This is a genomic window from Lyngbya aestuarii BL J, from assembly GCF_000478195.2.
Classification (GTDB): Bacteria; Cyanobacteriota; Cyanobacteriia; order Cyanobacteriales; family Microcoleaceae; genus Capilliphycus; species Capilliphycus aestuarii.
In genome coordinates, this window is record NZ_AUZM01000002.1 from 144,429 (window position 1) to 158,772 (window position 14,344).

General features: G+C 41.4%; 11 protein-coding genes and 1 pseudogene. 7 read left to right on the plus strand and 5 right to left on the minus strand.

The window, feature by feature from the left end; translation table 11 throughout:
* Window positions 1-14: 14 nt before the first annotated feature.
* Entirely contained in the window at window positions 15-575 is a 561-nt protein-coding gene (locus M595_RS01585; protein WP_023064153.1) for a 2'-5' RNA ligase family protein, read from the plus strand.
* Window positions 576-581: 6 nt separating this feature from the next.
* On the opposite strand, the gene M595_RS01590 is transcribed toward M595_RS01585, so the two are convergent.
* Window positions 582-1,514 carry an alpha/beta fold hydrolase gene (locus M595_RS01590; protein ID WP_023064130.1) on the minus strand — a complete coding sequence of 311 codons (933 nt, stop codon included), beginning with the start codon at window positions 1,512-1,514 and terminating at the stop codon, window positions 582-584.
* Between the two features lie 151 nt (window positions 1,515-1,665).
* Here M595_RS01590 and infC point away from each other — a divergent pair, with 151 nt between their 5' ends.
* The 6 genes from infC to M595_RS01620 all read left to right on the plus strand — a co-directional run bounded on the left by infC (window position 1,666) and on the right by M595_RS01620 (window position 11,241).
* Complete coding sequence (gene infC / locus M595_RS01595) at window positions 1,666-2,202, plus strand: translation initiation factor IF-3 (protein WP_023064112.1); 537 nt, start codon at window positions 1,666-1,668, stop codon at window positions 2,200-2,202.
* Between the two features lie 291 nt (window positions 2,203-2,493).
* Window positions 2,494-5,541 (plus strand): HEAT repeats family protein, encoded by a 3,048-nt coding sequence (locus tag M595_RS01600; RefSeq protein ID WP_023064205.1) that lies wholly within the window; start codon window positions 2,494-2,496, stop codon window positions 5,539-5,541.
* A 57-nt stretch (window positions 5,542-5,598) separates the two neighbouring features.
* A complete protein-coding gene (locus tag M595_RS01605; protein ID WP_023064221.1) occupies window positions 5,599-6,060 on the plus strand; it encodes a Crp/Fnr family transcriptional regulator in 462 nt (153 codons plus the stop codon).
* A 112-nt stretch (window positions 6,061-6,172) separates the two neighbouring features.
* Complete coding sequence (locus tag M595_RS01610) at window positions 6,173-7,129, plus strand: bestrophin family protein (protein WP_023064158.1); 957 nt, start codon at window positions 6,173-6,175, stop codon at window positions 7,127-7,129.
* 124 nt (window positions 7,130-7,253) lie between these two features.
* Window positions 7,254-10,304 carry an ATP-binding protein gene (locus tag M595_RS01615; RefSeq protein ID WP_023064194.1) on the plus strand — a complete coding sequence of 1,017 codons (3,051 nt, stop codon included), beginning with the start codon at window positions 7,254-7,256 and terminating at the stop codon, window positions 10,302-10,304.
* Window positions 10,294-11,241 (plus strand): diguanylate cyclase, encoded by a 948-nt coding sequence (locus M595_RS01620; protein WP_023064250.1) that lies wholly within the window; start codon window positions 10,294-10,296, stop codon window positions 11,239-11,241. Before M595_RS01615 ends, M595_RS01620 begins: the two co-directional genes overlap by 11 nt.
* Window positions 11,242-11,260: 19 nt before the next feature.
* Here the strand turns inward: M595_RS01620 and M595_RS01625 are convergent, their stop codons facing one another.
* The 4 genes and pseudogenes from M595_RS01625 to M595_RS01635 form a co-directional block, all read right to left on the minus strand.
* Window positions 11,261-12,175, minus strand: a complete 915-nt coding sequence (locus M595_RS01625) for a F0F1 ATP synthase subunit gamma (RefSeq protein WP_023064075.1) — start codon at window positions 12,173-12,175, stop codon at window positions 11,261-11,263.
* Window positions 12,144-12,668, minus strand: coding sequence for a F0F1 ATP synthase subunit alpha (locus M595_RS32635; RefSeq protein WP_275044455.1), 525 nt, complete (start codon window positions 12,666-12,668; stop codon window positions 12,144-12,146). Before M595_RS32635 ends, M595_RS01625 begins: the two co-directional genes overlap by 32 nt.
* Window positions 12,663-13,763: pseudogene (locus M595_RS01630) on the minus strand (F0F1 ATP synthase subunit alpha); the annotation flags it as partial. The gene M595_RS32635 and the pseudogene M595_RS01630, both read right to left, overlap by 6 nt.
* A gap of 18 nt (window positions 13,764-13,781) precedes the next feature.
* Window positions 13,782-14,327 (minus strand): hypothetical protein, encoded by a 546-nt coding sequence (locus M595_RS01635; RefSeq protein WP_023064162.1) that lies wholly within the window; start codon window positions 14,325-14,327, stop codon window positions 13,782-13,784.
* Window positions 14,328-14,344: the final 17 nt, after the last annotated feature.

Consider the following 14,344-nt stretch of genomic DNA (forward strand, 5'->3'; position numbering starts at 1 on the left):
TTTAACCGAGTCCTATGAAGTCCTCAGAATCGTTATTTTTTATCGCTCTACTTCCGACTGTAGACATTCAAAATGAAGTCACTGAAATCAAACAATACTTTGTCGAAAAGTATGACAGTCGTCATGCGTTAAAATCTCCACCCCACGTCACCTTACAACCGCCGTTTAAATGGTCAACTGACAAGCTGGATCACTTAGAAGAATGTCTGGTAAACTTTTCTCAGGCTTATTCTCCCCTCCCTATAACTTTATCAGGTTTTGGTGCATTTCCCCCTCGGGTGATTTATGTGAACGTGATCAAAACTCCAGAATTACTCACCCTTCAAAAAGAGTTAATGTCTTATTTAGAAACGACTTTAAACATTGTGGATCAGGTTTCTAAACGTCGTCCTTTTTCGCCGCATATGACCGTTGCATTCAGAGACTTAACCCGTCAAAACTTTCGAGCTGCATGGCTTGAATTTGAACATCAATCTTTAGAATATCAGTTTACGGTCTCACAGTTAACCCTACTGGTTCATAATGGTAAAAGATGGAATATCAAAGCAGAATTTCCCTTTGAATTGACTTTTTGAATTGACTTAAAGCTGAGAAAAACTAGCAATCCAATCCAAAATTTCTCGATGAACTAATTCTGGACATTCATCTTGAGGACAATGACCGCCGCGCTCCAATTCCACAAACTTAATCTTAGAATTGTATTGAAGATATTTCTTCGGATTGGCAAAACTCACAGGAATTAATCGATCTTGTTTACCCCAAAGGAGTAAAATAGGAACATTAATCTGAGGAAGAAGCGTCTTGACTCCCGGCCCCAAACGAGAACTTCCCATCACTTTAAACACAATCGAAAATGCGCGAGCAGCCCCTCGATCTGTTGCAGGTGTTGCTAAAATATCAACCAGTTCATCGTTAACTGCATCTGGATTTTCGTAAGCAAATTTAGCCCAACCCCGAACCAGTGACGGACGCCGAATAATGTAGAAAAGCGTTCTTAAAACCGGAGGAGAAGCAACCGTATTTTGAATCGCTTCAACAATTGGGAGCATCCATCCAGGAATAGCTTCCGTTTGAGCCACCGGGTCTGGTAAACTAATCGCAACGACACCTTTAGTCATTTCTGGGTATTGAGCCGCTGCTACCAAAGCCACGAGAGAGCCGACAGAATTGCCGACCAAAATAGCGGGTTCTCGAATAAAGGTCAACCAAAAGTCGTGAACTAAATCAGCCCAAAGAGAGGTATCGTAAGAGGCGATCGCTTTTTGGGAAGATCCAAACCCCAACAGATCAAGGGCGTAAACCGTATGAGACTGACTCAATTGCTGTAAACTATATCGCCAATGTCCAATGGATGCCCCAAACCCGTGTAAGAAAATCATGGGCGCAGAATCATTCGGAGTTATTGTGCCGTTGGACTTGGCTCTGATATAGGTGTAACGAACTTGCCAACCTCGCCAAACCCAATCCCGCTGAAAACCGAGTCGCGGACACCCATTTTTTGCAGTCAATTCCACACAAACTCACAACATAACTTTACATTTATACCCTTTTATCTTAGCGTTCCTAGAATTTAAGTTAAATCTCCACCAAAATTTAATCAGACTGAGTAAAATATCACTGTATAGACCGTTAATTTATTCACTAATCGCTTCTAAAACTTTGCCAATGCCTTTGATCGACAAAAAAAGAAATCGCAATCTCCCCCAAATCAACGAAAATATCCGATTTCCAGAAATCCGGGTGATTGATATTGATGGGGGTCAACTGGGTATTCTGGCTCCTCGGGATGCCCAACGACTCGCCGAAGAAAAAGAACTCGATCTCGTTCTGGTGAGTGACAAGGCTGACCCTCCCGTGTGTCGAATTATGGACTATGGGAAATACAAGTTTGAGCAAGAGAAAAGAGCCAGAGAAGCCAAGAAGAAGCAGCATAACGCTGATGTCAAGGAAGTGAAAATGCGTTATAAAATTGATGACCACGACTACCAAGTGCGGGTCAGACAAGCAGAACGCTTCCTCAAGTCTGGTGATAAGGTCAAAGCAACAATTATGTTTCGGGGCCGGGAAATTCAACACAGCAACCTCGCCAAAGAACTCTTAAATCGTATGGCAACTGATTTAGGAGAATTAGCCGAAGTGCAACAATATCCCAAACAAGAAGGGCGAACGATGATGATGTTGTTGTCTCCGAAGAAGTCGTAACTTAGAAATGTAAGATACTAAGCGGGAATATCCATCCCCAGCAGACAATCTCCAGTCTTCTTTGAACAGTAAACCCTAAACAAAATGGGTACGGGTGATTGATGAATTATCCCGATGGTGACTGCTGAAAGCTTTGGTAAAAACTGACAAAGGGGATAGGCTCAACCGAAAAAATTATATCGGATCTGATCAGTCTCAGCCGCCGATTCCCCTCTCTAAACTTGGTGTCACAACAATTAGAATTTAGATAAAGGGTATAAAAACATCTACGTCAAGGGGTCTCAACACTGAATGGAAAAGCAAATCAGTGGCTCTACGGTTTTGGGTCAAGGGCTGCTGCGGGGTCTAAACCTACGTCCAGAAGAAGTGGATCGAACATTGTTGATGTTCTTGGTCTATACCATGACATCAATCGGTTTAATTTGGCTAGAACTCAGTACAGTCGGTCTGTTCCTCGATCAATACGGAGCCGAAAACTTACCTTGGATTTATATTGCCAGCGCCGCGATTGGTTCGAGTTTGGGCGTCGTGTATTCCTGGCTGCAAAAAATTCTGCCTCTACGTCAGGTGATCGTCGTCATTTTACTGCTGATGGCCGTTCCCCTGTTTTTATTTCGAGTCGGACTGGGTTTAAAAGGATTTGCCATTGCTGGCCTGAGTATTGAGTTTATTACCCTATTTTTAATGTGGCTGTGGGTAGAAGCCTGTTACTTACTCAACGATCTCAATACCTCCATTACCGCCAACCAACTCTTTAATATTCGTGAAATCAAGCGCACTTATCCCCTCGTCAGTAGTGGATTTTTAGTCGCTGGAGTTGTCAGTGGTTTTTCTCTACCCCTCGTCTTGAAAATAGTCGGCTTGAAAAACGTGACCATTGTTTCTGGGGTCATGGTTCTCGTCGGTGCAAGTATCCTCTTTTACCTGGCTCAACGCCATCAACAATCCTTTCCCGACTCCTCACGCTGGACACCAGAAGACGAACAGCCTGAATTTAGCAGCCGCAACCTCAAAGGCCCACTTCAAGGCTACGTCATCCCCCTGATCGCCTTTTTTGTCATGGCAGAGGTGTTGTACGTTCTTGTAGACTTCCAATTTTTCAGCCAGCTAGAATACCAAAATCAGGCCGCAGGAGCCAATAGTATTGTCAGCTTCCTGGGGATCTTTGAAGGCATCCTTAGCACCTTTCAGGTTGCCACCCAATGGTTCGCTTCCAGTCGCCTCGTTGAACGAACCGGAGTATTTGCCACCGCTAGCATCCTCCCGGCTGGCATTGTGGCATTGGGAACCTTCTCCCTGATTGGCGGCATCACAGGCCTATTTACCGTCTTTCTAGGCTTTGTGATCCTGCGATTTTTAGACGAACTGTTCCACTACACCTTAATCGAAACCACTGGCGCCGTCCTCTTTCAACCTCTACCCGACAATACTCGCAGTGACATTCAAACTCTGGTCAATGGCGTCTTTGAACCCATGTCTACCGGAGTCTCCGGCTTCCTGATTTTATTCATCTTGGCCCTGAGTCACTGGTTACTCCCCGACGAACCTGCCAGCCAATTTGAGAGTCAACAAAGTCTAGTCTTTGTCACCTTTATTATTGGTCTATCCTTAGTTTGGTTATTAGTCGTTTTAGCGATTCGCACCCAATACGTTAGTCTGCTCGTCCGGAGTGCCGAACGGGGACGTTTAGGGGTAACAGACGTCAATATGCGAGCCTTAAAGCGATCGGTTGCCGAAACCCTCTCTCAACCTAAACCCGATGCCGATAAGCGCTCCTGTATCGAACTCCTCAGTCAACTCGATCCCAAAAATGTCGGTGAAACCCTCGTTCCCCTGCTAGAAGACCTCTCGCCCACCCTCCAGCGTCAAAGTCTGGAAATCATGCTCAACCACCCAAATCCGAGCTATTTAGGTGAAATCCGGGCTTTATCTCGTCGCGCCCTCCCCCCAGAAGTCCTCGCTTTAGCCTTGCGTTATATCTGGCTCACCGAAACCGAACCCGACATTGAACAACTCCGACCCTACCTACAACCCCAAGTTGATCCGGTGGTGCGGGGAACCGCTGCTGCTCTGATTATGCGACGAGGCGATCGCGAACAAAAAGCGGTAGCCACCAATACGATTCGTCGGATGATTACCGATCGCCAAGAACGAGAACGAGTCATGGGAGCGCGAGCCTTGGGAGAAGCGGACTACTTACAAGGGTTACGTCTCTATCTAGATGATTTGTTGCAGGATGAATCTTTGCGGGTGCGTTGCGCTCTCCTCGATGTGATCGCTTCAACTCACATGGAAGAATATTACCCCTCTCTAGTCAAAGCACTTGCCTACCGTTCGACCCGAGAAGCCGCCCGACAAGCCCTGGTTCGACTCGATAACGAAGCAATTCCGTTATTAATTGCTGTTGCTGAAGATATTCATAAAAGTGATTTAGTTCGCTTGCAAGCCTGGAATGCGATCGGAGATATTGGCACGATAGAGGCCATTGATACCCTCGTTAATCATCTCATGGGCGCTTGGGGAACTACTCGTCGCAATATTATGCGAATCCTGCTGAAAATTCCTGATGATGCCGGGATTGAAGGGGTTTTAGATCGAATTGGCCGCAGTGGGGTCGAGACATTAATTGAACAAGAATTAATGTTTATGGGTCAGATTTATGCCGCCCTGATTGATTTATCTTTGCTTCCGACTGCAACGATTAATGGGGAAAGTATTAGCGGTGATTTGAGTGAATCTCAATCTCAATCTCCTCAACAGCTACTCGGACGCGCTCTACGAGGATTAGAGTTTGATGCGATCGAGCGAGTATTCTTGCTGATGAAGTTTCTCTATCCATTGGGATCAATTCAGGCAGCAGCGTTTAATATTCGCTCCGATCAAGTGGGAAATGTTGCACGGGGTTTGGAAATTTTAGATAATACCGTCGATATTGCCAGTAAGCGATCGCTGATTAATATTTTGGATCGGCATTCAGAACTCGAAAAGTTGGAATATCTGGCTCCCTTAATTCCCTATCGACCCCTGAAGCCTAGCGCTCGTCTGCGTCGTTTGTTAGAATTACGTCACTTCCTCTCAGATTGGACGCTTGCTTGCTGCTTTCATTTAGCGCGTTCGGCTCACTGGAGTCTGACCGCCGAACAAACCCTAATGTGTCTGCGTCATCCTACTGGTTTTGTCCGAGAAGCCGTTTTAGCTTATTTGAGAATTGCCTCTCGACGGGCTTTGGTAGAATTATTGCCAATGCTACAAAATGATCATGATCCTTTAGTTGCGGCTCAGGTCGCGCAAATGATGAATGAACTCGGAGTTAATGGCGCTAGCATTCGTTCTTCTTAGAACCCTAAAGCTATTGATAGTGAATGGCTTTTGATTTGCAATTGATACTCTAAAATTATGTTAACCAGCGTTGAACGCTTATTGTTTGTTAGGGGAGTCCCAATTTTTCAGGAGCTACGGGACGATTTTTTAGTGCGTTTGGCTTCTGTGATGGATGAACTTTCCTTTCCCCCCAATCACAATATATTTACTGAAGGACAAGAAGGACGATCACTTTATATTGTGGTTTCTGGGCGAGTGAGAGTTCACATTGGGGATCACGAACTCACTAAAATGGGAAAAGGAGCTTGTTTTGGGGAGATGTCACTGTTTGATGCAGAACCTCGTTCGGCTTCTGTCAGTACCCTAGAATCCTGCGACTGTTTGATGTTGACTCAAATGCAGCTTTATGATGCCATTGATGAAACTCCCGGTATTGCGATTAATATTATCCGAATGCTCTCGCGACGGGTCAGAGAATTGAACCTGAAGTCAAATGCTCAAGTTTCTTCAGTCCCGGAGACGGCAACATTAGCCTAATTTCGTTCGACTCCAAGTTCAAAAGGCGATCTTCTCCTGACATCGACGTACAGAGATTATGAGTGTCAAGTTTCGGTTTTCTCCGTCATCAATTTCGCTTTAAATTCCCCTTATGATTGATGACAATAAAAACTGGTTTCAACTTGCTTTTCGAGTCAGTGGTTCTTTTATTCCCGCCATTTTGCCTCGGGTGATTTTTTGTACTCTCTTTGGAGTCGCCTTATCGATTCTCTATAACTTGGGATTTTCCTTACCGACCAGAATTTTAGATAACTTGTTGGTTCCTGATTTAGTATTGGGGCTGTTGCTTGTCTTTCGGACGAATACAGCCTATGATCGCTTTTGGGAAGGTCGAAAATTGTGGGGAACTTTAGTCAATACCGTCCGCAACTTTTCCCGTCAAATTTGGGTCACAATTGAGGAAAATAACCCCAACGATACTACCGAAAAAATTGCCACTTTAAAATTATTAATTGCCTTTGCAATTGCCATGAAACTTCATCTACGAGGTGAAAAAATTAATCAAGAAATAGAAGATCTACTCTCATCTGAACAGTATTCTATGTTGAAACAGATGAATCATCCGCCTCTAGAAATTGCCCTATGGATCGGAGATTATCTTCAACGTCAATATAATCGGAACTGTCTCAACACCTATCAGTTAACCGCCATGTTTAAACTACTCGATACCATGGTTGATGTATTAGGTGCTTGTGAACGGATTATCAAAACACCGATCCCACTGGCTTACAATATCCATTTGAAGCAAATTCTCTTAATCTATTGTTTGGTTTTGCCTCTACAATTAACCGACGATCTACTCTGGTATACAGGCATTGTGGTGGGAATTATTAGCTTTACATTATTTGGTATCGAAGAAATAGGTCGAGAGATTGAAAATCCCTTTGGCTATGATCCTAATGATCTACAATTGGATGCCATTTGTCAAACTATGCAACGAAATATCACTGATATTATTTCTATAGAACCGAGTGTTCATTGTCCGGAGAATTCATTAGATGGTTCCCTAATTAATCCGAGAAACTCATCAAATTTACCCGTGGATTAATCTTTGATCTAGACAGGTTTAATCTTCTCCTCAAAACAAGCAAATCGCTTCAGTAACATTCGCGAAGCGCTATAATTAAAAATTATCATAAAATATACAAATCTTAAGCTTTAACTTTAATATAATGCAGGATATCAACTTTGTTTATTCAGAACCCATTGATTTAACAAACTGCGATCGCGAACCTATCCATATTCCGGGTCAGATTCAACCTCATGGAGTTCTCCTCACGTTCCAAGAAATTGACCTAACGATTTTACAAGCCAGTCAAAATACTATCGACTTTTTAGGGATTGAGGCTCAATCACTACTCGGAAAAAAGTTAAATGATATTTTTGTGGATGCGGATATTCAGTTTATCAAACAAGCGGTTTCCAAAAATCTTGACTTTGATTATTTTAATCCTTTTGAAGTCAGACTCAAACATCCTTCTTGTTATCCTCAATTTGAAGGCGTTATTCATAGAACCGATAATGTTTTATGTTTGGAGTTAGAAGTTAAATCTGATTCTAAAATTAGTTATCCTCTCAGCTTTTATCATTTACTCAAAGCTTCTCTAAAAAGTATTGTTCATGTTAACGATTTCCAAGAGTCTACCAAGCAGCTAGTTTGGGAAGTTAAAAAAATTACCGGTTATGATCGGGTGATGATTTACCAGTTTGAAGAAGACGGCAGTGGGGTCGTGATTGCGGAAGCCAAAAAAGAAGAATTAGAATCCTATTTAGGTTTACATTATCCGACTTCTGATATTCCTGTACAGGCGAGAAAGTTATATTGTCAAAATTGGTTACGTCTGATTATGGATATCAACTATAAACCTGTAGATATTGTTCCAGTTCTCAATCCCTTAAATAATCAACCTTTAGATTTAAGTAATTCGATACTGAGGAGTGTTTCTCCTATCCATGTAGAATATCTGCAAAATATGGGTGTTTCGGCTTCATTATGTATTTCTTTAATTCAAGATGATCAATTATGGGGAATGATTGTTTGTCATCATTATGAAGCTAAATATGTAAATTATGAAACTCGAAAAGCTTGTGAGTTTTTGGGACAATTCATGTCAATTGAACTTTTTAAAAAGCATTATAAAGAGTTAGAAAAATATCAACAAAAAGTGAATGAATTGCAAAAAGAATTTAAAAAGAATTTGTCAACAATACCTCCAAATATTAACAAATTTCTTCAAAATGATGGAAATCGTTTACTCTCTTTAGTGAATGCAAGTGGAATTTTGATTGCTCTTGAGGATGAATTGATTGTTTTTGGGAATACGCCTCCCACGAATGCAGTCAAAAAATTATTAGAGTGGTTAAAAAAAAATCATCAAGTCGAACTCTTTCAAACCAATAATATCAGTGAATATTACCCTGACTTTTATCCTTACAAAAAAAATGCGAGTGGGATTTTAGTGATCTCTATTTTTTCGATGAATACTTCTTATCAAATTGTTTGGTTAAGACCTGAAAGAACTCAAACTGTAACTTGGGCAGGAAATCCCAATAAACCTGTAACTTTAGCTGAAGATGGGACAATGCACCTGTCTCCACGTCGCTCCTTTGAAGTATGGAAAGAGACAACGCAAGGCTGTTCACTTCCCTGGAAAAAAATAGAGCTTGATGCAGCTTTAGAACTCAGAAATATACTCATGCTTACTGCTTTACAGTCTTCTCAGCTAGCTCTTGAAAAAGTCGCTCAACGGGCAGAAATTGCCAATCAAGCTAAAAGTGAGTTTTTAGCAAATATGAGCCATGAAATTCGCACTCCTATGAACGCTATTTTAGGCTTTTGTGACTTGCTTCAAGGATTAGTAACTGAGCCGCGTCAGCGTTCTTATCTAGAGTTAATTGCAGCGAGTGGAAAGTCATTACTGGATTTAATTAATGATATTCTTGACCTTTCTAAAATCGAAGCCGGAAAATTACAACTCCAATATGAACCTTTAAATTTGCGACAGTTAATTGCTGAAGTTCAACAAATTTTTACCCATCGAGCTAAAGAAAAGGGATTATCTCTGATTAGTCAAATTGATGATGCTGTTCCACAAGGTATTTATTTTGATGGAATACGTTTGCGGCAAATTCTCTTTAATGTTTTAGGAAATGCAATTAAGTTTACTGAGCAAGGATTGATTCAAATTTCGATTCGCGCTCAAGTTTATACTCAAGAAGAAATCAAAAAAGTCTGGCTAGAAATTACAATAACAGATACAGGAATTGGTATTGCTCAAGACCAACAAGATGATATTTTTGAAGCCTTTGTTCAAAGTGAAGGTCAAAGTACACGCAAATACGGAGGAACGGGATTAGGATTAACAATTACTCGTCGCCTGACGACTTTATTAGGGGGAACGCTGGTACTGCAAAGCGAACTTGGTTATGGGAGTAGCTTTATTTTTATCTTTCCAGAAATCGAGGTTAGTGATACATCCCTAGAACCTGAAACTGTTTCATTAGTTGATGAAGACTTAAGCCAATTTTACAATTCCACAATATTAGCTGTAGATGATGTATACTCAAATTTACAACTGATTCAAGGTTATTTTGAGGGAACTCAACATCGTTTGCTGTTGGCACAGGATGGTGAAAGTGCAATTCAACTTGCTCAAGCTGAACAACCGGATGTAATTTTGCTAGACTGGCGAATGCCAAATATTGATGGGCGAGGTGTATTTAATGCCCTCAAAGAAAATGAGAAAACTCAAAATATTCCTATATTTATTGTTACGGCTTCTGTTCTCAGAAAAGACTATCTTGATGTACAATTATTGTGTCAAGGTGTGCTTCACAAACCGACTAATCGCGCTCAACTGGTTAGTGCTTTAAAAACTGTTCTGCCCTCTACTAAGTGCGAATCAACTATTACTTCTGAGCCTCCCATCTCTCAAGTTAATAAAACTGAACACATACAACAACTTCCTCAATTGCTTGAGACGTTGAATCAAGAAGAAATCGTTTGGGAACAGTTGCGAATCACCCTAAAAAAGCGTGAAGTCAAAGAATTTGCTAAACGTTTACAAACCTATGGAATGGATCATCAATGTCAGATATTACTAGATTATGCACAAGATTTATCTGCTCAACTAGAGGCTTTTGAGTGGAATAAAGTTCCTGAAACTATAGAACATTTTTCTATAATTTTAAAACAACTTGATAGTAAGAAGAATGAGTTTTAATCCCCAGAATTTTCTCATATTAGTGGTTGATGATATCACTCGAAATCTACAAGTGCTTGGTGATATGTTAGAGCAAGTGAGCTATGAAGTCACATTTGCGACCAACGGACAACAAGCTCTAGAACGAGCCAAAGTTGCTGAACCCGATTTAATTTTGCTGGACTTGATGATGCCGAAGATGAACGGCTTAGAAGTTTGTCAAAAGTTAAAAGATGATAAAAAATTATGTGAAATTCCTGTTATATTTCTGACAGCAAGTGAAGAAAAAGAACATCTAATAGAAGCCTTTAAACAAGGTGCTGTAGATTATCTTACCAAACCTTTTTATGCTCCAGAACTCTTAGCTCGTGTGCGAGTCCACCTGGAACTAAAATATACTAAAGATGAACTCAAAAAAAAATCAGCCGCTTTTGAAAAGCTAGCTATTACTGATCCCTTAACTGAAATTTTTAACCGTCGTTATCTAATGTCGATTTCAGAGATAGAGTATCAGAAGGCTGTTAATTATAACAGTTTTTTTTCTATTATTATGCTTGACATTGATCACTTTAAAAAAATCAATGATACTTACGGACATATAGTCGGCGATCAAGTTCTGAAAATAATCACTCAAAAGGTACAAAGCTTACTTCGAGAGAGGGATCGTTGTGGGCGATTTGGGGGAGAAGAATTTGCAATTATTTTACCTATGGCTGATTTAAAAATAGCTCTGAAAATAGCAGAACGTCTCCGTCAAGCAATCGCTGATTTTTATATTCCTATTAATGACCCTAATTCTTCCTCTAATCTTAAAATTAAAATTACAATTAGTTTGGGAGTCACAACTTATAATATTAATGACGATAAACTTGATAAAATGTGGATACGAGCCGATAATGCTTTGTATCAAGCGAAAGCGAAAGGACGTAATCAAGTGTGTAGTATTTCTGAGCCTTGAAAGTTATCAATCGAGTATTTTATTCTCCCGAAGTTAAGGCTTCAAATCCCGATGCAATATCGAGTAATTCTCCGGTAATTGAACTTTGACGTTCACGACGATATTGAGCGGTTAAATCCGATAAGCGTTCGCGAATATTTTTTTCTGCTGCTTGCATGGAAGACAAACGACTGGCATTTTCACTGGCGAGAGATTCTGCTAAGGCTCGAAATAAAGATACAAATAAATATTGGCGAATTAAAGCCGAAAATAACGCTTCCCAGTTCATCGTAAATATCGGCATCATCGAGGTTTGCCACTCTCTATTTTCCAACTCTTTTAACCATTCCGCATCCAAAGGCAAAAGATTATATTGACGGGATTCATAAGAAGCGCCGGAAGTGGATTGATTATAAAATAATATCACCCGATGCACCTGTTTTTCAAATCGCCACTGCTCCAAAGTCAGCAAAATATCCTGTACAACTGCGGTAATTCCGGTTGCCGAACTCGGGACATAAAATAGGGTTTCAATTGATTTTTTATTCGCTTCTAAAACCGGAACCACTCGCGCCCCAATTGCGGCAATATGTTGATTTTCTGCGGGAATTTCTAAGTCTTCCAACTGTTCCATTGCATGGGTAGCAATCTGTTCGTTGAACTGTCCGCACAACCCCTGATCGGAACCAAAAATTAAAACTCCCACCCGATTTGTTGGGGCGGATTGGGTTAACGTTTGGGAGAGGGGAGCAAAAGAATCGCCGTTAAAATATTGCTGTTTGAGAACAATTTGCAACCCCATTTCTACGGTGCGATTATATTGATAAAGCGATTTAACTGCCTGTTCATATTGTCGAATACTCACCGCAGCCAACGCTTTCATTGTTTTAACAACCGACTGTAAATCTTCGGTACTGCCAATTTTAGCTTTCAGAGCTTCCGGTGTCGCCGCCACGTTTTTCCTCCCGATTTTCCCCTTGATTTTCCTGTTGATTTTCCCCTTGATTTTCCTCCTCGGGTTTGAAAGAATCCACCGCTTTTTCACAGACTTGACGCAACTTATCCCAGTCTTGATCTTCTAGGGATTCTCCGGCTTCAATGCGATCGCAAATATCCGAACATTGTTCCATTACCGTTTGACATACTTCTTGTTGGGCTGCATCCATTTGTTCTAAGGAAATATCATCAAAAATACCCTCATTAACCGCAAATAATACAGCAATTTGTTGAGAAACTGGCATCGGTTGCGCCTCGGGTTGTTTGAGAACTTGACGCACGCGCCGACCCCGTTCTAAGGTTTGTTGGGTGTCTTCATCCAACTGAGTCCCAAAACGGGCAAAAACTTCGACTTCTTCAAATTGAGAATAGGATAAACGCAAATCTCCGCCAATATCACTATAAGCGGGGAGTTGGGTTTTTCCGCCCACCCGTGACACGGATTTTCCCACATCAACTGCGGGTAAAACTGTCTTTTGAAATAATTCCGGCGATAAATAAATTTGTCCGTCTGTAATTGAAATTAAATTCGTCGGAATATAAGCGGAAATATTTTGCGCCTGAGTTTCAACAATTGGCAATGCTGTTAACGAACCGCCCCCCAATTCTTCGCGTAAATGAGTTGAACGTTCTAACATTCGGGAATGAATATAAAAAATATCCCCCGGATAAGCTTCCCGGCCGGGCGGGCGGCGCAATAATAATGATAATTATCGATAAGCCCAAGCGTGGCGCGTCAGGTCATCATAAACGATCAAAACATCTTTCCCCTGTCTCATAAAATATTCTGCCATTGTGGTGGCGGCGTAGGGGGTAATATATTTTAAACCGGGGGGATTTTCTCCGGCTGAAACAACAACAAATGTATATTCCATCGCGCCTTTTGAACGCAAACTTTCTATCGATTTTGCAACAGCAGAAGCCCGTTGACCGATGGCACAATAAACACAAATTACATCTTGATCTTTTTGATTTAAAATCGTATCAATTGCGATCGCCGTTTTTCCGGTTTGGCGATCGCCGACAATTAATTCCCGTTGACCGCGACCAATGGGAATCAAAGCATCTATTACTTTTAAACCCGTTTGTAGGGGAACTTTTACGGGGGCGCGATCCATAATTGCCGGGGCTTCCTGTTCGATAGAACGGCGTTCTTCGGCATCTATTTCTTCCCCGTTATCGAGGGGAATGCCCACCGGATTAACCACCCGACCGAGCAAGCCTTCCCCGACGGGTACATCCATCACCCGTCCGGTTCGATGCACCTTATTTCCTGCTTCGATATGTTCGCTATCATCGAGGAGAATTACCCCCACTTTGTCCGCGTCTAAATTAAACGCAATTCCGAGCAAATCGCCGGGGAAACTGATCAGTTCATCTACTTTTACATGGGGCAAGCCGGAGACCGTTGCAATCCCGCTATAAACCGATTGTACGATACCAACTTCCTGACTTTTAAGCTGGGGTTCATGCTCCTGCAACACCCGATCAAACGAGTAAAAAGTTTCATCTAAAATGGATTGCAACGATTCAGAATTTGGGGTCATCAGTGTTAATAAAATTCACTACAGAACGCGAGTAAAGTCGGCTACGACAACCGTTTTATCTTTATATTCTGCTTCCAGTTCTCGTTGAATATCTAAGTCCCAAGTTAGATCGTAATCGCGTTCCAATTCTGTGATTTCAAACCGACGAACCTCTCCGGTAACTTGCACGTTTTCGCCATCAACAATCGGTTCTAATTGATTCTCGACTGAGATCACCAGCACCTCATCTTCGTCAAATAAGTTCTCTTCATCCTCCAATACGAAGGAATTTAGACTGACGACGTTTTCGACTTCACCGCTAATTGTAACCGTTTCGCCGATATATTCTTCGGTGTTTTCTTTGACTTCCTCAACGGAGGTTACGGTTTCTACGGCTTCAGTGTCGTTTGTGATCAGATTGTCATCTGGGGTATTTACAGCGTTATTTTCGTACCCATCGCAAGCAACTAAAACGCCGGATATTAAGACCATTGCCACTGCCGATCCGCTCTTTTTCCAGTTAGTCACAATCCGTTTAATTAAATTCGTTTCCTTGTTTTCCGATTTTAAACTGTTAAGATTCATAATAATGAATTCCTCCT